Source organism: Micromonospora sp. NPDC007230 (assembly GCF_042869115.1).
Classification (GTDB): Bacteria; Actinomycetota; Actinomycetes; order Mycobacteriales; family Micromonosporaceae; genus Micromonospora.
The window spans coordinates 1-21,895 of the sequence record NZ_JBIAFE010000038.1 but is presented as its reverse complement, the minus strand read 5'-3'; the positions used below and the strand labels follow the sequence as shown (position 1 = coordinate 21,895).

At 72.3% G+C, this 21,895-nt stretch carries 15 protein-coding genes; 13 read left to right on the top strand and 2 right to left on the bottom strand.

The genetic code is table 11. From position 1 onward, the window contains the following. Positions 1–6: 6 nt before the first annotated feature. Complete coding sequence (locus ACFYML_RS33620) at positions 7–468, bottom strand: winged helix-turn-helix transcriptional regulator (protein ID WP_387424469.1); 462 nt, start codon at positions 466–468, stop codon at positions 7–9. 124 nt (positions 469–592) lie between these two features. Here ACFYML_RS33620 and ACFYML_RS33615 point away from each other — a divergent pair, with 124 nt between their 5' ends. From ACFYML_RS33615 to ACFYML_RS33570, 10 genes are all read left to right on the top strand, one after another. Beyond that, positions 593–1,663 carry a carboxymuconolactone decarboxylase family protein gene (locus ACFYML_RS33615; RefSeq protein WP_387424468.1) on the top strand — a complete coding sequence of 357 codons (1,071 nt, stop codon included), beginning with the start codon at positions 593–595 and terminating at the stop codon, positions 1,661–1,663. Between the two features lie 281 nt (positions 1,664–1,944). Continuing rightward, on the top strand, positions 1,945–3,024 hold the full coding sequence (locus ACFYML_RS33610) for a carboxymuconolactone decarboxylase family protein (protein ID WP_387424467.1): 1,080 nt from the start codon (positions 1,945–1,947) through the stop codon (positions 3,022–3,024). Between the two features lie 112 nt (positions 3,025–3,136). Next, on the top strand, positions 3,137–4,135 hold the full coding sequence (locus ACFYML_RS33605) for a DUF1702 family protein (protein WP_387424466.1): 999 nt from the start codon (positions 3,137–3,139) through the stop codon (positions 4,133–4,135). A gap of 162 nt (positions 4,136–4,297) precedes the next feature. Continuing rightward, a complete protein-coding gene (locus tag ACFYML_RS33600) occupies positions 4,298–5,272 on the top strand; it encodes a DUF1702 family protein (RefSeq protein WP_387424465.1) in 975 nt (324 codons plus the stop codon). 3 nt (positions 5,273–5,275) lie between these two features. Then, positions 5,276–7,249 (top strand): CRTAC1 family protein, encoded by a 1,974-nt coding sequence (locus ACFYML_RS33595; RefSeq protein ID WP_387424464.1) that lies wholly within the window; start codon positions 5,276–5,278, stop codon positions 7,247–7,249. 5 nt (positions 7,250–7,254) lie between these two features. Further along, positions 7,255–8,244: an enediyne biosynthesis protein gene (locus ACFYML_RS33590; RefSeq protein ID WP_387424463.1), complete on the top strand. Its 990-nt coding sequence runs from the start codon at positions 7,255–7,257 to the stop codon at positions 8,242–8,244. 127 nt (positions 8,245–8,371) lie between these two features. Next, entirely contained in the window at positions 8,372–14,149 is a 5,778-nt protein-coding gene (locus ACFYML_RS33585; RefSeq protein ID WP_387424462.1) for an SDR family NAD(P)-dependent oxidoreductase, read from the top strand. Beyond that, positions 14,146–14,586 carry an acyl-CoA thioesterase gene (locus ACFYML_RS33580; RefSeq protein WP_357445075.1) on the top strand — a complete coding sequence of 147 codons (441 nt, stop codon included), beginning with the start codon at positions 14,146–14,148 and terminating at the stop codon, positions 14,584–14,586. Before ACFYML_RS33585 ends, ACFYML_RS33580 begins: the two co-directional genes overlap by 4 nt. 30 nt (positions 14,587–14,616) lie before the next feature. Continuing rightward, positions 14,617–15,153: a flavin reductase family protein gene (locus ACFYML_RS33575; protein ID WP_387424461.1), complete on the top strand. Its 537-nt coding sequence runs from the start codon at positions 14,617–14,619 to the stop codon at positions 15,151–15,153. Then, positions 15,150–16,514, top strand: coding sequence for a cytochrome P450 (locus ACFYML_RS33570; protein WP_387424460.1), 1,365 nt, complete (start codon positions 15,150–15,152; stop codon positions 16,512–16,514). Before ACFYML_RS33575 ends, ACFYML_RS33570 begins: the two co-directional genes overlap by 4 nt. Positions 16,515–16,572: 58 nt before the next feature. Here the strand turns inward: ACFYML_RS33570 and ACFYML_RS33565 are convergent, their stop codons facing one another. Further along, positions 16,573–17,343: a helix-turn-helix domain-containing protein gene (locus ACFYML_RS33565; protein WP_387424459.1), complete on the bottom strand. Its 771-nt coding sequence runs from the start codon at positions 17,341–17,343 to the stop codon at positions 16,573–16,575. A 1,078-nt stretch (positions 17,344–18,421) separates the two neighbouring features. Between ACFYML_RS33565 and ACFYML_RS33560 the strand changes: the two genes are divergently transcribed. The 3 genes from ACFYML_RS33560 (at position 18,422) to ACFYML_RS33550 (ending at position 21,114) form a co-directional block, all read left to right on the top strand. Then, positions 18,422–18,886, top strand: a complete 465-nt coding sequence (locus tag ACFYML_RS33560) for a VOC family protein (protein ID WP_387424458.1) — start codon at positions 18,422–18,424, stop codon at positions 18,884–18,886. 50 nt (positions 18,887–18,936) lie between these two features. Beyond that, positions 18,937–20,040, top strand: a complete 1,104-nt coding sequence (locus ACFYML_RS33555) for a DUF3626 domain-containing protein (RefSeq protein WP_387424457.1) — start codon at positions 18,937–18,939, stop codon at positions 20,038–20,040. 360 nt (positions 20,041–20,400) lie between these two features. Beyond that, entirely contained in the window at positions 20,401–21,114 is a 714-nt protein-coding gene (locus ACFYML_RS33550; protein WP_387424496.1) for a hypothetical protein, read from the top strand. The last annotated feature ends 781 nt before the right edge of the window (positions 21,115–21,895 follow it).

Below are 21,895 nucleotides of genomic sequence, written 5' to 3'. Positions count from 1 at the left end.
CCGGCGTCACCGGGGCGGGACATGATCCGGGTTGGGACGGGTGGTCACCTCCGCGGGGGTGAGTGGCCGCTCGCACTCGACGCAGTGCATCACGGCCTGGGCCGCGCCCCCGCAGCCGTCGTGCTCGGCGATCCGGGGCGCGCCGGCCGGGCCCGCGAAATGCCGGTCCCCCCACTGCATCAGGGCCAGGATCACGGGCACCAGCTCCAGGCCGCGGTCGGTGAGGTGGTACTCGTGCCGCAACGGGCGTTCCTGGTAGGGCACCCGCTGCAGCACGCCCCCGTCCACCAGGGTGCCGAGCCGGTCGGCCAGCACGTTGCGGGCGATCCCGAGGTTACGCAGGAACACGTCGAAGCGGGTCGCGCCGAGCAGCGCCTCCCGGACGATCAGCAGGCTCCACCGCTCGCCGACCACGTCGAGAGAACGGGCGATCGAACAGGTCTGGCCTGTGTAGATCCGGTTGTACATCCGGTCATCTTAGTGACCGCGTCGACATCGACCGATGATGACGGACCGCCGGGCGGCGCCGTCCGGGACGAGGGAGTGGACTGTGCGAGGCTGGTTGCTCAGGACGGCCGTACGCCGGTCGATAGTGGAGATCCGGAACGTGACACCGGTGCCACCGGCGGCGGCCCCGCCGCCGGTGGCCGCGCTCTACGACCAGGTCGAGCGGGACTTCGGCGTACTCGCACCGCCGGTGGTGCTCCACTCGCCCGAGCCGGACGCGCTCGCGGCCTGCTGGGCGATGCTGCGCGAGACCCTGGTCGCCACCGGACGGGTGGACCGGGGGGTCAAGGAGGCGGTGGCGGCAGCCGTCTCCGTCGCCAACCGGTGTCCGTACTGCGTGGAGGTGCACGGCACGACCCTGGACGCCCTGGCCGGCGGCCCGGACGCCACGGCGGTCGCGCGGGACCGGGTCGACCTCGTCACCGACCCCGAAATGCGCCGGATGGCGACCTGGGCCCGGCACAGCGGGGTCCGTGAGCCGTCCGACCGCCCCGCGCCCCCGTTCGGGCCGGCGCAGGCGCCGGAGGTGATCGGCGTCGCGGTGACCTTCCACTACATCAACCGCATGGTGAACATCTTCCTGGACGACTCACCGCTGCCGGCGGCGGCGCCGGTCGCCGTGCAGTCGGCGTTGCGCCGGCTGCTGCGTACCGTCATGCGGCACACCGGCCGGACGGCCCGCGCCGCCGGTACCGCGCGGGGTCAACTGCCGGTGGCCGCCCTCCCGGCGGACCTCGACTGGGCGCGGGGATCCGCCCCCGTGGCGGACGCCTTCGCCCGCGCCGGCGCGGCCATCGAGGCCGCCGGCGCCCGGGCGCTCGCCCCGCAGGTGCGGGACCGGGTGGTGGCCGAGGTGAGCCGGTGGGACGGTCGGCCGCTCGGCCCGAGCCGGTCCTGGACCGGGGCGGCCGTCGCCGACCTGCCGACGGCGCAGCGGCCGGTCGCGCGGTTGGCTCTGCTCGCGGCCCTCGCCTCCTATCAGGTGGACGCATCGGTGATCGAGGACGCGCGCGGGGCCGGCCTGGACGACCGAGGGCTGATCGCGGCGACCTCCTGGGCCAGCCTCACCGCGGCCCGCCGGATCGGCACCTGGATGTGGGCCGGCGCCGGCCCGGCCACCGGGAGTCGGACCCCGGGCCAGCCCGCCGAGCGGTGAGCCGGTGTGCCGGGTCGGCACGGGTCGCGCCGCGGGCCCGCCGCGGCGGCTCAGGTTCGCACTCTCGGAGTTCTGCCACCTCGGTGCGGTCGGTCATTCTGGCACCAGTCCCGCCGTTCCGGGGCGGTGACCGCCGGTCGGGGGCCCGACGGAGCCGACCACGACCGGCCTGCCGGAGGGGATCGGACTTCCGCTCCGGCCCTGCCGGGACACCGTCCGGCCGGGGCCGGGACGAGTCGGACTCCGGTCCCGGCCCACGTCAGCGCAACCATGGAGGCGGAGTGCTCGCCAGCCGGGTCGTTTCATCGGTCGTCCAGCGTCAGGTCAAGTACGTCAAGCCGGTCCCGCAGGAGTCCGCCAAGGGCATCGTCGCCGAGGTGTACGAGCAGGTGGCGGGGGAGATGCGCCTGGTGGTCCCACCGGTGCTGCTGCACTCGCCGTCGCCGCCGGCCACCGCCGCGTACTGGATGCTGATGCGGGAGCCGCTGACCACCGGCGGCGCGGTGGACCGGTCGGCGAAGGAGGCGGTGGCCTCCGCCGTGTCGGTGGCGAACATCTGCCCGTACTGCCTGGACATGCACAGCACCAACATGTACGGCCTGGCCGGCCCCGACGACGCGGAGGCGATCGCCACCGACCGGCTGGACGACGTGCGCGACGAGCGCCTCCGGCGGCTGGCCGGCTGGGCTCGCGAGGCGCACCTGCTGGATGCGCCGATGCCGTCGCCAGCCGTGTTCACCGAGGCCGAGCGTCCCGAGCTGGTGGGGGTGATGGTCGCCTTCCACTACCTGACCCGGATGGTCAACGTCTTCCTCGCCAGCTTCCTGCTGCCGCCGCGGTTGTCGCCGGCCGCCCGCCGACGGGCCAAGCAGGGCATCAGTCACCTGCTCAGCCCCACCCTGCGCGGCGCGTTCCCGCCGGGCCGGTCGCTGTCGCTGCTGCCGCCCGCCGCGCTGCCGGTGGACGCCGGCTGGGCCGCCGGGAACCACGTGGTGGCCGAGGCGGTTTCCCGGGCGTACGCGGCGCTGGAGGCGGCCGGCGAGCGGGCGCTGTCGCCCGAGGTCCGGGCGCTGGTGCACAGCCGGCTGGCGGACTGGCGGGGCGAGGAGACCGGGCTGAGCCGGCAGTGGTGCGAAGACCTGGTCGCCGGGCTGCCCGCAGCGGAGCGGGCCGCCGCGCGGCTGGCCCTGCTCACCGCTCTCGCCTCCCATCAGGTGGACGAGAGCGTGGTGGAGGACTTCCGGCGCCACGACCCCGACGACCGGCGCCTGGTCGAGGCGGCCGCCTGGGCCAGCTACGCCGTCGCCCGCCGGATCGGTGCCCGCTACGTGCCGGCCGAGTCGGGGCCCGCCGGGGGCTGACCGGTCCGGTGCGACCGCTCCCGGCAGGCCACCAACGAACCCTCCGCCGCGCCCTGCCGCCCCGAGCTTCTGAGGCACCCGCCCCAGACCACCCACACCCGCTGGAGGAACCATGTCGACCGTTCTGGGTGCCCTACGCCGCCTCGTGCTGGCGCCGTCGCTGGCGAACGTGGGCTTCGCCCGCCGGGGCTTCCCCGGCCCGCACCTCGCCGCCACCCACTGGCTGGAGGCCGTGCCGCAGTCCGTCGTCTGCGGCTTCGAGTGGGGGATCGACGCGCGTGACCAGTGGGAGCTGGAGCGCCGGCTGGAGCTGGTCGAGCCGGCCATGCGGGGCTTCGCCTACGAAGGGGCCACGATGGCCTGCACCGTCCTGGACGCGATGCGCGGTGGGCGCGGCACGCGTACCCGGGAACTGCTGCTCGGCCCGGGGCGGCCGCACATCTTCCTCGCCTACATCGGCATCGGCTTCGCGATGGCCCGGCTGCCGCGCCCGCTGTGGCGGACCGTCCTGCCGGACCTGCCCGGCATGCCGTACCACCCGACGATGAGCTGGCTGGCGGTGGACGGGTACGGCTTCGACCGGGCGTACTTCGACACCGGGCGGATCGTGGACGCACAGGAGCGCCCGAAGTCCTATCCCTGGCAGGGGTTCGCCGGCTACTTCCCGCGTGCGGTCGACCAGGGCATCGGCCGGGCGCTCTGGTTCGTCCACTCCGCCCGGCCGGCGGAGGTGGACACCGCGGTGCGTCGCTTCGCCGTCGACCGCCGCCCGGACCTGTGGAGCGGGGTGGGGCTCGCCGCCGTCTTCGCCGGCGGGTGCGGTCGGGAGGAGTTGGTCCGGCTCCGCGAGGCGGCCGGGAAAGAGTGGCCCGAGCTCGCCCTGGGCGCGGTCTTCGCCGCGAAGGCCCGGGCGTTCAGCGGCACCGTCCCGGGGCACTCGGAGGCCGCCACCGAGGTGCTGGCCGGCATGTCAGTACGGGACGCGGCGGTCCTCGCCGACGACGTGGCGGACGACCTGCGCGGCAGCGGCGACGTGCCACCGTACGAGACGTGGCGGCAGCGGATCCGGCAGCGCTGCCGGGACCTGCGGTCGGCCGGGCCGGTGCGCTGACTCGTCGATTGGTCATGAAATTGCGATCAAGCCACCCGCAAAATTGTTGATTCGTGCTGCCGGCGGCCCTTCGCATCCTAGAAGAAGAAGTTCCGCCGGGCGGCTGGCAAAATCCATTCAGACCCGTCGGAATGACCGTTGGTGATATCCCCTGGGGGCGCTTTGACCAGTCACACGCGCGCGCTCCGGCGCCGAATTCTCACGCCGAACGTCTCCGAGACCAGGCTTGACGTGCGTGGATTCCATGTGAAGAACCGGGCTTCCCGGGAATTGCTGGAAACCATCGGTCAAACCTTTCTCGCCGGTTACGCATTCGCCGTCGAGGCGGCAAGACACGACGACGCCGTCAGCCGGTTGGAAGGTATTCCCAATCGTTTTCGAGGGTTCGCCTACGAGGGCGCGACGATGGGCTTCGCCGTTCTCGACGCCCTGCCCTTCGGCAGGTCGACAAACGTGTCGCGCTTCCTCGCCGGCGCCGCCGACAAACACGTCTACATGGCGTACGTCGGGATCGGCTGGGCCATGGCGCGAGTCCCGCGCTTCCGGTTCCGCCGGCTGGCGCTGCCGGACCCGCTGCTGCGCTGGCTGGCTCTCGACGGCTACGGATTCCACCAGGCGTACTTCAAGACCGATCGGTACGTCCGGGCCCACTACCAGGAACCCGCGTTCGGTTGGCCCGCCGGCGGGCCACGGTCCTACGTGAACCGGGCCATCGACCAGGGCATCGGCCGGGCCCTGTGGTTCGTCTGCGGCACCGCGGCGGACCGGGTGGCCGACACCATCGACGGTTTCCCCGAGCACCGGCGGGCGGATCTGTGGAGCGGTGCCGGCCTGGCCGCCACCTACGCCGGCGGGGCCGACGAGGACGAGCTGCGGTCCTTCCTGCGCCGCGCCGGCCGCTACCGCCCGCAGGTGGCCCAGGGCAGCGCCTTCGCGGCCGCCGCGCGGGTCCGGGCCGGCCTGGTCGTGCCCCACGTGACCACCGGCACCGCCGTCCTGTGCGGCATGACGCCCGCGGAAGCGTCCGCGCTGACCGACCAGCGCCGTCCGGAGGGACCGGACGGCGACCAGCTACCGGCGTACGAACTCTGGCGACAGCGTGTCGCCAACGACCTCGTGGCCATCGGGAGGAACTGACACATGTCCATGACAGTCGGCTGGCTTCGTCGGCACCTTGCCGGGGTCGTCGCCCTCATCCTCGTGGTGAGCCTGTTCTTCGCGTCCCGCCTGCCCAGCGCGTCGGCGGCGGAGCGGGAGCAGCTGGCGGACGGCTTCGCCTTCACCCCCACGGCCATCGCACTGCCGGGCGGGTTCCCCCAGCAGAGCATCCGGAAGGTCAACCAGCGGTACCGCAACATCGACGCCTGGATCTCCTCGGTCGGCTCGGCCATCGCCATGAACGACCTGGACGGCGACGGGCTGGCCAACGACCTGTGCGTGACCGACCCGCGTACCGACCAGGTGACGGTCACCCCGACGCCGGGCACCCGCAGCGACCGCTACGCCCCGTTCGCATTGCGGCCGGAGCCGCTGCCGATGAAGAAGGCGATGGCGCCGATGGGCTGCGTCCCGGGCGACTTCAACGAGGACGGCCGGATGGACCTCCTCGTCTACTTCTGGGGCCGGACGCCGATCCTCTACCTCGCCCGCTCCGACGCCCGGACGCTGTCGATGGACGCCTACCAGCCGACCGAGCTGGTGCCCGGGTCGACCACCGAGTACACCGAGCCGCAGTGGAACACCAACGCGATCGCCGTCGACGACTTCGACGGTGACGGCCACGTGGACATCTTCGTCGCCAACTACTTCCCGCACGGCCCGGTGCTCGACGACACCGTCTTCGGCGGCGTCGAGATGAACCACTCCATGTCCAACGGCCTCAACGGCGGCGAGGACTACTTCTTCCGCTGGACCGGCGCGACCGCCGGGCCCCGCCCCACCGCCACCTTCCAGAAGGTCGACAACGTCCTGCCCCGGGACGTGTCGAAGGGCTGGGCGCTGGCCGCCGGGGCCAACGACCTCGACGGCGACCTGCTGCCGGAACTGTACGTCGCACACGACTTCGGCCCGGATCGGCTCCTGCACAACCGTTCGGTCCCCGGCAAAATCGCCTTCGAGCTGGTCCAGAGCGCGCGCAGCAGCGCCGTGGTGCCCAAGTCCAAGCGGATCGGGCTCGACTCGTTCAAGGGCATGGGCATCGACTACGGCGACCTCGACGGCGACGGACTGTACGACATGTTCGTCAGCAACATCACCACCTCGTTCGGCATCGAGGAGAGCCACTTCGCGTTCATCGGCTCGGCCAAGGACCGGGAGGACCTGCGCCGGCAGTTGACCGCCGGCCGGGCCCCGTTCGACGACCGCAGCGCGCCGCTCGGGCTGGCCTGGTCCGGCTGGGGCTGGGACGTCAAGATGGCCGACTTCAACAACAGCGGACAGCTCGTGGTGGCGCAGGCGACCGGCTTCGTCAAGGGCGACGTCAACCGCTGGCCGCAGCTGCAGGAGCTGGCCACGGCCAACGACGACCTGTTGGACAACCCGCTGTGGTGGCCGCACGTCAAGTCCGGTGACGACATCGGCGGCAGCCAGCGGCTGCACTTCTTCGCCAAGGGACGCGACGGCCGGTACGTCGACCTGGCCGGCGAGCTCGGCCTGGCGATCCCCGTGCCGACCCGGGGCATCGCCACCGGCGACGCCGACGGCGACGGCCGGTTGGACTTCGCCGTCGCCCGACAGTGGGACGAGCCGGTGTTCTACCACAACGACAGCCCGTCCGTCGGGGCGTTCCTCGGGCTGCGCCTGACCCACGAACCGGCGGCGGACGCCGGCCAGACCAGCGCCGGCCGGCCGGTCTCCGGATCTCCCGCCGTGGGCGCCCAGGTGACCGTCACCACCTCCGACGGCCGCACCTTCATCACCCGGGTGGACGGCGGCAGCGGGCACTCCGGCAAGCGCAGCAACGAGGCGCACATCGGCCTCGGCAAGGACGTCTCCGGCCCGGTCGGCGTGCAGCTGAACTGGCGCGACCGGGACGGCCGGACCCACGAACAGAAGCTCCAGTTGTCCCCGGGCTGGCACGACATCCAGCTCGGCTCCCAGGCTCAGGAAAGGTGACGTTGATGGCCGCGACCACGATCGGCGCGCCTCGTCATGACCCGAAGGTCATCAAGGCTCTGCGCAACTTCGCCATCTCGATCACGGTGTTCAACATCGTCGGCTACACCCTGCTGGGATTCGAGCAGCCCTTCGTCTGGCCGTTCGTGGCCCTGGCCACCGGCTACTCCCTGGAGATCGTGCTCGAGGTGATCGGCGCCCGCGCCGAAGGACGCCGCCCCCGGTTCACCGGCAACGGCTTCCGCGGGCTCGTCGAGTTCCTCTACCCGGCCCACATCACCAGCCTCGCGATGAACATGCTGATCTACGTCAACGACCAGATCATCGCGCTGATCTTCGGGGTCTGCGTCGCCATCGGCGCCAAGTGGGTGCTCCAGGCACCGGTACGCGGGCGGATGCGGCACTACATGAACCCGTCGAACTTCGGCATCGCCGTGATCCTGCTGGTCTTCCCGTGGGCCAGCATCGCCCCGCCGTACCACTTCACCGAGCACATCTCGGGGCCGCTGGACTGGGCGCTGCCCGCCCTGATCATCGTCGGCGGCACCATGATCAACGGGAAGCTCACCGGGCGGATGTGGCTGATCCTCGGCTGGGTGCTCGTCTTCGCGCTCCAGGCCGTCGTCCGGGGCCTGATCCTGGACACCTCCATCCCCGGCGCGCTGGCGATGATGACCGGCACCGCGTTCGTCCTCTTCACCAACTACATGGTCACCGACCCGGGCACCAGCCCGTCGAAGCCCTGGCCCCAGTTCCTCTTCGGCGCCAGCGTGGCGATCGTGTACGCCTTCCTCACCGGCGCGGGGATCGCGTACGGCATCTTCTTCGCGACCGCGCTGGTGTGCCTCGGCCGGGGCATCTTCCACTGGTCGCTGCACTTCGTGAACAAGGCCCGCGAGCGGGCCGACACGCCGCCGGCCGCCCTGCGCGACGCGCCGGTCTCGCCCGCGCCGGCGGCAAACGTCAACGGCACTCGAAGCGAGGTGCTGGCATGAGCGAGCGTCAGCGAGCGAATCAATCAGTGCAGCGCCGTGGTGCCTCATGCCGGCGCCGAGCGAAGCGAGGTGCTGGCATGAGCGAGCGTCAGCGAGCGAATCATCAGTGCAGCAGCGAGGTGCTGGCATGAGCAGGATCGCGATGGTGGGTATGGCGTGTCGCTACCCGGACGCCACTTCACCGAGGGAACTGTGGGAGAACGCGATCGCCGGGCGCCGGGCGTTCCGCCGCCTGCCCGACGTGCGGATGCGGCTGGACGACTACTGGGACGCCGACCCGGCCACCCCGGACCGGTTCTACGCCCGCAACGCCGCGGTGATCGAGGGGTACGAGTTCGACCGGGTCGCCTACAAGGTCGCCGGCAGCACGTTCCGCTCGACCGACCTGACCCACTGGCTGGCGCTGGACGTCGCGGCCACGGCCCTCGCCGACGCGGGCTTCCCGATGGCCGAGGGGCTGCCGCGGGACCGGACCTGCGTCATCGTCGGCAACAGCCTCACCGGTGAGTTCTCCCGGGCCAACCAGCTGCGGCTGCGCTGGCCGTACGTCCGGCGGATGGTCGCCGCCGCGCTCAAGGAGCAGGACTGGAACGACGACCAGCTCGCCGAGTTCCTCGCCGACTTCGAGACCCGCTACAAGTCGCCGTTCCCGGAGATCGACGAGGACACCCTCGCCGGCGGCCTCTCCAACACCATCGCGGGGCGGATCTGCAACCACTTCGACCTCAAGGGCGGCGGCTACACCGTGGACGGCGCCTGCTCGTCCTCCCTGCTGTCCGTGGCGACCGCCTGCAAGACGCTGCTCGACGGCGAGGTCGACGTCGCCGTGGCCGGTGGGGTGGACCTGTCCATCGACCCGTTCGAGATCGTCGGGTTCGCCAAGACCGGCGCGCTCGCCCGCAACGAGATGCGGGTGTACGACCGCAACTCCAACGGGTTCTGGCCCGGCGAGGGGTGCGGCATGGTCGTGCTGATGCGCGAGCGGGAGGCGCTGGAGGCCGGGCACCGGATCTACGCCACGATCGCCGGTTGGGGCATCTCCTCCGACGGCAAGGGCGGCATCACCCGCCCGGAGGTCAACGGCTACCAGTTGGCGCTGCGCCGGGCGTACGAGCGGGCCGGCTTCGGCATCGAGACGGTCGGCCTCTTCGAGGGGCACGGCACCGGCACCGCGGTCGGCGACGCCACCGAGCTGCGGGCGCTGTCCACCGCCCGGCAGGCCGCCGACTCCGCCGCCGCCCCGGCCGCGATCAGCTCGATCAAGGGCATGATCGGCCACACCAAGGCGGCGGCCGGCGTCGCCGGGCTGATCAAGGCCGCCATGGCCGTGCACCACGAGGTGCTGCCGCCGGCGATCGGCTGCGTGGACCCGCACGAGCTGCTCACCAGCGACGACGCGGCGCTGCGGGTGCTGCCGAAGGCGGAGCGCTGGCCCACCGGCGTGCCGGTCCGCGCCGGCATCACGGCGATGGGCTTCGGCGGCATCAACACCCACGTGGTGCTGGAGAAGCGTCAGACGCGCCGCCGTTCCACCCTGGACAGCCGGACCCGCAGCCTCGCCTCGTCCCGCCAGGACGCGGAGCTGCTGCTGCTGGACGCGCTGTCCGTGGCGGACCTGCGCGAGCGGGTGGCCAAGCTGCTCGAGTTCGTGCCGCACGTGTCGTACGCGCAGCTCGCGGACCTGGCCGCCACCCTGCACGGCGAGCTGCGCGACCTGCCGTACCGGGCCGCCGTGGTCGTCTCCTCGCCCGAGGAGGCCGAGCGGCAGCTCCAGCGGATCGCCGAGGCGCTGGACGCCGGGGAGGCGCGGCTGTTCTCCCCGGACGGGCGCTGCTTCCTCAACCACGCCACCGGCACCGCCCGGATCGGCTACCTCTTCCCTGGTCAGGGCTCCGGCCGGGGCACCAGCGGCGGCGCCCTGCGCCGGCGGTTCCCGGAGGTCGACGAGGTGTACCGGCGGGCGGCCCTGCCCACCTCGGGTGACATGGTGGCCACCGCGGTCGCCCAGCCGCGGATCGTCACCGGCTCGATGGCCGGTCTCACCGCCCTCACCGACCTCGGGCTGGAGGCCGCCGTGGCGGTCGGGCACAGCCTCGGTGAGCTCTCCGCCCTGCACTGGGCCGGTGCCATGGACGCGGAGACCCTGCTGCGGGTCGCCGGCGTACGCGGCGGCACCATGGCCGAGCACAGCGCCTCCGGCACCATGGCCGGCATCGCCGCCTCGGCCGAGACGGTGACCCGGATGATCGACGGCACCGAACTGGTCGTCGCCGGCTACAACGGCCCGGAGCAGACGGTGGTGGCCGGCCCGGTCCAGGCGGTGGAGGAGTTCTGCGACACGGCCCGCCAGGCGGGCCTCGGCGCGACCCGGCTCAACGTGTCGCACGCCTTCCACTCGCCGCTGGTGGCCCCCGCCGCCGCGGCCTTCGCCGAGCGGCTCGCCGCCGAGGACTTCGGTCCGGTCGGCCGCCCGGTGGTCTCCACCGTGACCGGTGAGGTGCTCGGCCCCGACACCGACATCCCGGCGCTGCTGCACCGCCAGATCACCGACGCCGTGCTGTTCCAGCAGGCGGTGACGGTCGCGGCCAAGGACATCGACCTGTTCGTGGAGGTCGGGCCCGGGCACGTGCTCACCGGTCTGGCGGCCGCGGCGACCGAGATTCCCGCGGTGGCCCTGGACACCGACGACGAGTCCCTCGGCGGGCTGCTGCGGGTGGTCGCGGCCGCATACGTCGTGGGTGCGCCGGAGGTGCACAGCGGGCTGTTCCACGGCCGGCTGGTGCGACCGCTGGCGGTGGGGCAGACGTTCACCTTCTTCGGCAGCCCCTGCGAACAGGCCCCCGAGGTGACCGTCCGGCAGGTCGCCCGGCCCGCCGAGGCGCGGCCGACCGGGGTGGTCGAGCCGGCCCGCGAGGGCGAGTCCAGCCTGGACCTGCTCCGCCGGCTCGCCGCCGAGCGGGCCGAGCTGCCGGTCGAGATGGTGCACGGCGACAGCCGGCTCCTCGACGACCTGCACCTCAGCTCCATCACCGTGGGGCAGGTGGTCAACCAGGCGGCCCAGCAGCGCGGGATCGCCGCCTCGGCCACGCCGACCAACTTCGCCACCGCCACCGTCCGCGAGCTGGCCGAGGCGCTGGAGGAACTGGCGGCGACCGCCCGGCCCGGCGAGACCGGAGCCGCGCCGGTGGTGACCGGCGCGGCCCCCTGGGCGAGGGCGTTCCGCGTCGACCTGGACGTGGCAGCGCTGCCGGCGGTGCGCGCCGAGGAGAGTGACGGGCGCTGGCAGGTGTTCGCCTCTGACGACCACCCGCTCGCGGCGCGGCTGCGCCAGGCGTTGCAGCAGCGTGGGGTCGGCTCGGGCGTACTGGTCTGTCTGCCGCCCGACTGTGCCGAGGAGCAGTTGGAGCTGGCGCTGCTCGGCGCCCGCGCCGCGCTGGCGGCCGGCCCGGACACCCGGTTCGTCCTGCTGCAGCACGGGGCCGGAGCGGCCGGGTTGGCCCGGACGCTGCGGCTGGAGGCGCCGCAGCTGCGGGTGACGGTCGTGGACGCCCCGCAGGCCGGCGAGATGGTCGACCGGGTGCTCGACGAGGTCGCCGCGACGGCGGACTACGCCGAGGTCCACTACGACGAGACCGGCGTACGCCGGGTGCCCGTCCTGCGTGCCCTGCCGGTCCGGGCCGGCCGGACCGAACAGCCGCTGGGCGCCGACGACGTGCTGCTGGTCACCGGCGGCGGCAAGGGCATCACGGCGGAGTGCGCGCTCGCGCTGGCCGCCGACGCCGGGGCGCGGCTGGCCGTGCTGGGCCGGTCCGACCCGGCCGAGGACGACGAGTTGGCGACCAACCTGCGCCGGATGGCTGACAGCGGCGTCGCCGTCCATTACGCCCGCGCCGACGTCACCGACGCCGAGCAGGTCCGCCGGGCCGTGGCCGAGGTGACCGGGGCGCTCGGACCGGTCACCGCGGTGCTGCACGGCGCCGGCCGCAACGAGCCGGCCGCGCTGACCGGCCTGGACATGGCGGCGGTACGGCGTACCTTCGCGCCGAAGGTCGGCGGGCTGCGGGCCGTGCTCGACGCGGTCGACCCGGACCGGCTGCGCCTGCTGGTCACCTTCGGCAGCATCATCGGCCGCGCCGGCCTACGCGGCGAGGCGCACTACGCCACCGCCAACGAGTGGCTGGCCGACCTGACCACCGAGTTCGGCCGCCGGCACCCGCGGTGCCGCGCCCTCTGCCTGGAGTGGTCGGTCTGGTCGGGCGTGGGCATGGGGGAGCGGCTGTCCGTGGTGGAGAGCCTGGCCCGCGAGGGCGTCACCCCGATCTCACCCGAGCAGGGCGTGGCGCTGATGCGGCGCCTGGTCGCCGACCCGGATGTGCCGCCGGTGGTGGTGGTCAGCGGTCGGACCCAGGGCATCGACACGGTCCGCTACGACCTGCCCGAGCTGCCGCTGCTCCGGTTCGTCGACAAGCCGCTGGTCCACTACCACGGGGTGGAGCTGGTCTGCGAGACCACGCTCAGCGCCGGATCCGACCTCTACCTCGCCGACCACCTGCTGGACGGCAACCTGCTCTTCCCGGCGGTGTTCGGGATGGAGGCGATGGCCCAGGTGGCGACCGCCCTCACCGGCCGCCGCACCGTGCCCCGCATCGAGCAGGCCGAGTTCAGCCGGCCGATCGTCGTGCCGCCGGACGGTGCCACCACGATCCGGATCGCTGCGGTCGTCACCGACGACGACACCGTGGAGGTGGCCATCCGCAGCGCGGAGACCGGCTTCGCCGCCGAGCACTTCCGGGCCCGGCTGGTCTTCTCCACCGACCCGACGCCGGCCGGGCCGCCCGACCAGGTCGGCGCGGGGCTGCCGGAGGTGCCGCTCGACCCGCAGCGTGACCTCTACGGCGACACGCTGTTCCAGGGCGGCCGGTTCCAGCGGCTGCGCCGCTACCACCGGGCGGCGGCCCGGCACGTCGACGTGGACGTGGCCGTGGTCGGCGGGACCGACTGGTTCGCCGGGTTCCTCCCCGGCGACCTGCTGCTCGGCGACCCCGGGATGCGGGACGCGTTGATGCACGGCAACCAGGTCTGCGTGCCCGACGGGACGTTGCTTCCGGCGGGCATCGAACGGATCCACCCCGGCGGTCCCCGGCTCGCCGCGGATCGGGAACTGCGCTACTGCGCCACCGAGCGCAGCCGGGACGGCGACACCTACGTCTACGACATCGCCGTCCGGGACGACAGCGGCGAGGTGGTCGAACGCTGGGCGGGCCTGCGCCTGCACGCCGTACGCAAGAAGGGCGGGGCTGGTCCCTGGGTGGCGCCGCTGCTCGGCTCCTACCTGGAACGCACCATCGGCGACCTGGTCGGTGCCGCGGTGGCGGTCGCGGTGGAGCCGGACGGTCCGACGGAGGCCGACGGGGTGGCCGGGCGGCGGGCCCGCACCGCGGTGGCCGTCGGTCGGGCCGTCGGCGCCCCGGTCCAGGTCCGGTACCGGCCGGACGGGGCACCCGAGATCGACGGTGACCAGGCCGTCTCCGCCGCGCACGGCGCCGGCGTGACGCTCGCGGTGGCCGGGGCCGGGCCGCTGGCCTGCGACGTGGAGGAGGTCCGGCCGCGGGACCGGCAGGCCTGGCGGGATCTGCTCGGCTCGTACGACGACCTGGTGGAGCTGATCGCCCGGGAGGCCGGCGAGAGCGTCGAGGTCGCCGCGAGCCGGGTCTGGACCGCCGTCGAGTGCCTGCAGAAGGCGGGCCTGCCGGGCGCCCCGTTGACCCTGACCCCGCCGAGGCGGGACGGCTGGGTGGTGCTCACCGCCGGCACCGTGGCGGTGGCGACCCTTTCGACCCGGCTGCGCGACCGCGCCGAGCCGGTGGTCTTCGCGATCCTGACCGGCAAGGGGGAGCACCGGTGAGCGACTACTTCGAGTACCCGCACGTCGTGGGATTCGAGGAGACCAACATCGTCGGCAACGTCTACTACGTGAACTACCTGCGCTGGCAGGGACGGTGCCGGGAGATGTTCCTCAAGCGCAACGCCCCCGAGGTGCTGGCCGATCTGCAGGGCGACCTCAAGCTGTTCACCCTGAAGGTCGACTGCGAGTTCTTCGCCGAGATCACCGCGTTCGACGAACTGTCGATCCGGATGCGGCTGGTGGACCTGGCGCAGACGCAGGTCGAGTTCAGCTTCGACTACGTACGCCTGGACCCGGGCGGCGGCGAGACCCTGATCGCCCGGGGACGGCAACGGGTGGCGTGCATGCGCGGGCCGAACACCCGCACCGTGCCCACCCGCGTGCCCGAGCCGCTGATCCGGGCGCTGGAACCGTACCGGGCCCTGGCCCGGGCCTGACCCGACAGGGACCGCGAGGAGGGGACCAACGTGAGCGTCGACCACCAACCGTCCGGGCAGGTCACCGATACCAAACAGCTACGGGGAGCCTTCGGTACCTTCGCCACCGGGGTCACCGTGGTGACCGTCGGCGGCCCGGCTCCGCACGGCATGACCGCCAACTCGTTCACGTCGGTCTCCCTGGACCCGCCCCTGGTGCTGGTCTGCGTGGAGCGGCGGGCGGTCATGCACGAGGCCCTGCAGGCCGCCGGCACGTTCGGGGTGTCGGTGCTGGCCGCCGACCAGGAGAAGATCGCCCGCCACTTCGCCGACAAGTGGCGACCGCTCGGCCGGGCCCAGTTCGACGCCGTCGACTGGGTGCCCGGCCGGGCGACCGGGGCGCCACTGATCGAGGGCGCCCTGGCCCGCTTCGAGTGCACGCTGTCGCGGGCGTACGACGGCGGCGACCACACGATTTTCATCGGTCGGCTGCTGTCGGTGGAACGGCAGCGGGAGGAGGAACCGGTGCTCTTCTTCCGCGGCCGGTTCCGTCAGGTCGGCGCGGAGCACAGCGAGGTCGGGCGGTGACCGTCACCAGGAGCCGGGCCGTGCCACCGGGCCCCGCCGGCGTCGCCCTGCTGCCGACACTGTGGAAGTTCGGCTTCGACCGGCTGGGGCTGATGACCTCGGCAGCCCGTACGTTCGGCGACGCCGTGCGACTCGCCCCCGAGCCGAAGCCGTTCTACTTCTTCAACCATCCGGACCACGCCAAGCACGTGCTGGCCGACAACAGCCGGAACTACCACAAGGGCATCGGCCTGGTGCACGCCCGGCGGGCGCTCGGCGACGGGCTGCTGACCAGCGAGGGCGACCTGTGGCGCAAGCAGCGGCGGGCGATCCAGCCGGTTTTCCAGGCCAAGCGGATCGCGCAGCAGGCCGGGGTGGTCGCCGAGGAGGGGGCCCGGTTCGTGGACCGGCTGCGCGCCACCGCGCTCGGACAGCCGGTGGACGTGATCGAAGGACTGACCGACCTGACGCTCGGCGTGCTCGGTCGTACCCTGCTCGACACCGACCTGAGCGCCTACCACTCGGTCGGCCGGTCGTTCGAGGCGATGCAGGACCAGGCGATGTTCGAGCTGGCCACGATGAGCGCCGTGCCGATGTGGGTGCCGCTGCCCAAGCAGGTGCGGTTCCGGCGGGCGCGGCGCAACCTGCAACGGGTGGTGGACCGGCTGGTGGCCGACCGGATCGCCCGGGACGGGGAGAGCGTCGCCGGTGACGACGCCCTGTCCCGGCTCATCCAGTCCACCCGGGAGGAGCGCGACCCCCGGGTCGGCCGGCAGCGGATGCGGGACGAGCTGATCACGTTGCTGCTGGCCGGGCACGAGACGACGGCCAGCACACTGGGCTGGTCGCTGCACCTGGTCGACGAGCACCCCGAGGTGCGGGAGGGGCTGCACGCCGAGGCGGTCGAGGTCCTGGGCGACCGCCTGCCGACATACGAGGACCTGCCCCGGTTGCGCTACACCACCATGGTGGTGGAGGAGGTGATGCGCCTCTTCCCGCCGGTGTGGATGCTGTCCCGCAAGGCGCAGGGCCCGGACACGGTGGCCGGCTACGACGTACGGGCCGGTGCGGACGTGCTGATCTGCCCCTACACGTTGCACCGGCACCCGGCCTTCTGGGCGCAACCCGAGCGGTTCGACCCGGGCCGGTTCGACCCGGCGCACCGGCATGACCGACCGCGCTACGCCTACCTCCCGTTCGGCGCCGGCCCCCGGTTCTGCGTGGGCAACCACCTGGGCATGCTCGAGGCGGTCTTCGTGCTGGCCCTGATCTCCCGCGAACTGCGGCTGACCAAGGTGCCCGGTCACCGGGCCGTACCCGAGCCGATGCTGTCGTTGCGGGTCCGGGGTGGCCTGCCGATGCACGTCCATCCGGTCCGCTGAGGCGGCGGCCGACGCGCCCCCGCACCGACACCGGTGCGGGGGCCGTGCCGCGGCCGCACTAGCCGTGGCGCGCGCCGATCGTCCGCCGTCGCGCCCGCTCCCGCCGCAGGGCCGATTGCCGGGCGTCCAGCAGCGCGAGCAGTACGGGCGGGTCGACGATCCGCATCGGCTGGAGCGAGAGGTCCACCTCCAGGGAGCTGTGCCGGGTGATCAGCAGGGGTCCGATGCTGCCGACCCAGGTGGCGTCCGCCGCCGGCACCTTCTCCTCGTCCGGTCCGACCGAGTGGGCCAGCAGGTGCCACGCCCCGACGGGTACCGGGTCGAGGGTGAACTGTCCCGGGGTGTCGAGAATGCGGCACTGCACGGGCCGGCCCTCGGGAATTCGCTGCGGAAACATCCCCACGAAGACCCGGTTTGCGGGCATCCCCGGAACTCCGGTGATCCGCCCGCGTACCGTCCCGCCCGGCCGGTCGGCGACCGCGTGCCCGTCGGCGATGGGGACGTGGGTGGTGAATCCCCCCAGGCGCCGGAACGTGGTGGGTGACAGTCCGACGCTGCGGGTGAACCGCGAACTGAACGTCCCGACGCTGGAGTAGCCGACGCTCAGGCTGACGTCCGCGACACTGAGCGAGGTGGACATCAGCAGGCGCTTGGCCTGCTGCAGTCGCAGGGCGGAGAGGAACCGCCCCGGCGAGACTCCGGTGGCTCGCTGGAAGATGCGGGAAAAGTGGAACTTGCTGAACAGGGCTGCCTTCGCCATGTCGTCAACGGTCAATTGATCTGCAAGATTCTCTTGCATGTATTCAATGACTCGTTCGGCAGCCCTCATGCTCGGGTCCTTCAAAGCCTCCCCCTTGCCGAAAACGGCTAGGCAGTGGCTCTCGGCGCAATTCGCTCCCATTGTGAATGGTGGAGGCGGCCGACTCGTCCCCCATCACAGGCCAGCCTGTCCGTTCGTATCCGATGGGCGTGAGCAATTGGCGTTCACCACTGTCCTAGTGCCGAGACGATGCTAGCGGTGGGCTGCTGGCGGGTGCAACATCTACGGCGACGACGTGACTACTCTCCGTGACGTCGAGTTGGCCCCGTGGGTGACCCAGCGCGACGACATGGCTCCCTGGCCGTGAAAATGATGATTCACGGTTCCAATTCTTCATCTGGCAACAGCTCGTTGAAGCCTCCTTAATGGTTGCTGGGCGCGCTTCCAGCAGGGGGCTGAGCGCTGTGTCGACTTGTCACAACCTTTGCTATACCAAATAGTCCTGCTTCGATGTCTGCCCTGGGGAGCCAGCACCTGCGGTGGGTTGTCGATGGCAACTATCAAGCGTCGGGCGGCTGCACTACGCGTAATCAGGCGCAGTGTGGCGAGGCCACCTGGCCGCATCGCGATCCGGTGCCGGCGTCGTGGTGGCACTCTCCGGATGGGCGGCCGCCGGGGGAAGGGATTGCCGCAGTCGAAGCAGCGTTCGCCCCGGCATGGGCTGTCGGCCGCCACCGCCGGCGTCCCGCGCCAGCCAGGTCACCGAGCTGCCGCTGGGCCACGGTGAGGTGGCGCTGCCAGTGCGGGTGCCGGCGGTGGGTCGAACGGGAGGCGGCGGCGGGTCGAGCCGCGGCGGGCTTGGTGGGTGTGAGATGCGGCGACGACGGCACGCTCCTCGACACCGGCATCTCGCCGAGCGTGTTTAACGACGGTGGCGATCGTAGGTTACGGGCTGTAGCGAGGCTGGCGCGTTTGAGCAACTTTGAAGAAGACCCGCCAGCGTGACGCGGGGGCCTCGTCCGGCCGTGTCGGACCCCGCCACACGTCGACCGAGTCCGCGGGTCGACGCCGAATTCGAGGGCATGGCCAAGCGGTTCGCCCTTTCGGCACCGGGCGGGGCGCGTCCGGACGACTATGATCGGCTGCCATGACCGCAGCGGGAAACGACCGACCACCGACCGTCCGCCAGTTGCGCCTCGTCGTCGAGGCCGACGACTACGACGCCGCGGTCGCGTTCTTCCGGGAGGCCCTGGGTCTGCCCGAGCAGGCGGCGTACTCGGGCGGTGACGGTGCCCGGGTGGTGATCCTGGAAGCCGGCCGGGCCACCCTGGAGCTGGCCAACCCCGCGCAGAAGCGGATGATCGACGAGGTGGAGGTCGGTAGGCAGGTCGCGCCCCGGCTACGGGTGGCGTTCGAAGTGGACGACAGCCGCGCGGTGACCGAGCGCCTGGTCGCCGCCGGCGCCACGGAGGTCGCCCCGCCGACGGTCACCCCGTGGCAGTCGCTCAACGCCCGCCTCGACGGACCCGCCGGCCTGCACCTCACCATCTTCCAGGAACTGCTCGGCCCGGCGGAACGCAGCAGCCGGGACGGGTTCGGCACCGACGCCTGACGGCCGAAATCCGCCTGCGGTCGGCGTTTCCAGTCGCCATAATCGCGGCCGTGCCCGATCCCGCCACCACACCCCTGCTCACCCCGGCGCAGGCCGCCGCCCTGCGGCACGTCCGCGAGGTGGCGCTGCGGGACCGGCCGGCGGCGCTGGGCGCCATCGCCGGTCCGCTCGCCAGCGCGGACACCGCGTACCGGACCGAGGAGGTCATCGCGGCGGTGGCCGCACACGGGCGGTTGACGCTGAACTTCCACCCGGACCGGCTGCTGCCCGACGGCCGCGCGGTGGCCGAGGCGCTCGACCAGGAGGGCGTCTACCGCAGCCAGTTCGAAACCGGCATCTCCAACGGCGGTCTCACCGCGTTCCCCGGCGGGGACCGGGACCGCTGGGAGGAGGTGCTCTTCGGCGGGGCGTACCAGCGGCCCGGTGTGCTCCCCGCGGAACGCCCGAAGTACGGCGGCCTGAACCTGCTGGACCACGCCGACGGCGCCTGCCCCCGGTTCGGCTCCTGCCACCTGCGGCTGCGCCCGGAGGCCCTCGCCAGAGCCACCTTCAGCTTCGGTGACAGCCACACGCAGCCGACGGATTTCGGCACGCTCGACATCTTCGAGCCGGTGCTCGCGGCGCTGCTGTCGGCCACTGCCGGTACCGGCGTCTGCCTCGGCGTGGCCGGTATGGACACCAGCACCCTGCTGGGTGCGCTGCTGCGCCGCAGGGCGCGGCGGTCCGGCGTGGCCGGGCGTGCCCTGGACGACTACATCGAGGCCCAGATCCACGGGGAGCTGGGCCTGGCCCGCGACGTCGAGGCCCTGGTGGTCGACCCGTCGTTCCGGGGCACCGAGGTGGGGCGCATCCTCGCCGGCATCGCCGGGCGGCACGGCTTTCCGATGCGCTGGCACGCCGGCTTCGAACTGCCGGTCGACGGCATCGACGCCGAGTTCCGGGGTCCGGCGATCCCGCCGCTGGCCGCGCGGGTGCACGCCGAGTTCGCCCGCCCGGGGGAGCCTGTCGACGCCGCCCTGATCGGCCGGGCCGCCGCCTCGGTGGTGCGGGAACCGGACCGTTGGGCCGACCGGGGGCCGATCGAGGTCACCCTCCAGCACCTCAAGCAGCTCTGGCACGTCCTCGTCCGGTTCGGTACCCCGACGGCCGCCTGAGCGCTGTCGGCCCTTTGGGGTCTTCGTCCCGTTCCGGTGCGACTCGGTCAGCCCGTCCAGCACCCCATGTGACCTGGACCGCCGCCAGCGGCCACTCCGGCATATCCGGAATGACGGACACGTCAAGCTGGTTGTGTCCCCCGTACGGCCGGAACGTAAACCCGTACCGGTCAGTACTTCCCCCGAGGCTCGCTCACCCCGGAGCGCGTCGTAACGATCGAAAGGGCAACCATCGTGAAGCAGCACTTCACTCGATGGCTCCCCGCCATCGCCAAAACCGCGCAAGGTAAGGCCGAACTCGTCGCCCGCCGGCTCCCCGGCCTCGCGAAGACCGCGCAGGACGAGCTCGTCACCCGCCGGCTGCCCGCCCTCGCGAAGACCGCGCAGGACAAGGCCGAGCTCGTCACCCGATCGCTTCCCGACATCGCCAAGAACCCGCGCCGCAAGGCCGCGCTGAGCATCGCCGGTGTGGCCGTCCTGGGCGGGCTGGCCGTCGGCCCCAGCGCCTTCGCCGCGCCGGTCACCACCGGCCCGCACGCCGGCGCCGTCGCCGCCATCGACCTGGCCACCGGCAACACGGTCGAGTCCGGTCTCACCACCGCCAGCGACAAGGTTCCCACCAAGGCCGACCGGCCCAGCCGGGACGAACTCATCCCGCACGGCGTCGAGGGCGCCCAGTCGCGCATCCCGCTCAACGACGAGCAGGTCTCCAACGCCAAGGCCATCGTCAAGGCGGCCAAGGAGACCGGCGTGGGGGAGCGGGGCGCCGTGATCGGCGTCGCGACCTCCCTCCAGGAGTCGAAGCTGTACAACCTCGGCCACCTGGGCACGTACAACGACCACGACTCGGAGGGCCTGTTCCAGCAGCGCCCGTCGTCCGGTTGGGGTACGCCCGAACAGATCACCGACCCGGACTACGCGTCCAAGGCGTTCTTCGGCGCGCTGAAGAACGTCGGCGACTGGCAGGACCTGCCGCTGACCGCCGCCGCGCAGACCGTGCAGGTGTCCGCCTTCCCGTACGCGTACGCGCAGTGGGAGGAGCAGGCGGCGGACATCGTCCAGCAGGTCTGGTGACTTCCTGCACCTCGTGAACCGGCCGGCCCTTCTGGGCCGGCCGGTTTCGTCTGCGCTGTGCTTGGTTGCGGCGTGCGTGTCCCGCCGTGCCCGGCTGCCCACCGTGACCAGCGCAGGGATCAAGCCTGACCGTCCGGCACACCTCGCGTCGTGGTCCGGCACCGTCCGGCTGTCCGGCGTGCGCGGTTCGCACCCCGGGTACGGCATGTGTACCTGCGCACGGTCCGCGCCTCGGCGGGGCACCGGCTCGGCCGCCGGTTGCGCCGAAAGTGTGGCCTCCCGTCCTGGCCCGCCCGTGATCGACTCCCTGTCGGGGATGTGGCGGTGTAGGCGCGTGTCGGTTACCGCCGTTTCCGCGACATGGAGTGGATCAAGGGCGTTTCGCGCCCACTTGGTGAGCTGTTGTGGTGGGCGATGTCCGGTTTGTGGGTGTGGTCGGCGGCATCCCGGGACCGGAATGATGGGCGGCCGGGTTTCGTTGAACATGGCTGCACGGCCGAGGTAGGCACACCCCCGTGAGATGGGGTGGCCGGGCCCGGAATGATGGCGGGCCGCCGGTCGTTGGATATGGTCCCGGCGCCGCGAAGAGGCGAACCCGCCCCGCGAGCCGCTGGTCGAAGACTTTCCCCCCTTGTTTGAGCGCCTGACGGTGCTTGCGCATGCTGTCCGACCCCCATCGGGCTGTGGTGCGCCAACCCCCGAATGGAGCTTTGATCATGAACTCGATGCTGCGTAAGAGTGTTCTTGGTGTTGCTGGTCTGGCTTTCACCGGTGGTGTGTT

Excerpts from the sequence above, each read along its gene's own strand:
- ACFYML_RS33585 (WP_387424462.1), top strand. The coding sequence starts at position 8,372 with ATGAGCAGGATCGCGATGGTGGGTATGGCGTGTCGCTACCCGGACGCC.
- ACFYML_RS33590 (WP_387424463.1), top strand. The coding sequence starts at position 7,255 with ATGGCCGCGACCACGATCGGCGCGCCTCGTCATGACCCGAAGGTCATC.
- ACFYML_RS33605 (WP_387424466.1), top strand. The coding sequence starts at position 3,137 with ATGTCGACCGTTCTGGGTGCCCTACGCCGCCTCGTGCTGGCGCCGTCG.
- ACFYML_RS33620 (WP_387424469.1), bottom strand. The coding sequence starts at position 468 with ATGTACAACCGGATCTACACAGGCCAGACCTGTTCGATCGCCCGTTCT.
- ACFYML_RS33595 (WP_387424464.1), top strand. The coding sequence starts at position 5,276 with ATGTCCATGACAGTCGGCTGGCTTCGTCGGCACCTTGCCGGGGTCGTC.
- ACFYML_RS33560 (WP_387424458.1), top strand. The coding sequence starts at position 18,422 with ATGACCGCAGCGGGAAACGACCGACCACCGACCGTCCGCCAGTTGCGC.
- ACFYML_RS33565 (WP_387424459.1), bottom strand. The coding sequence starts at position 17,343 with ATGAGGGCTGCCGAACGAGTCATTGAATACATGCAAGAGAATCTTGCA.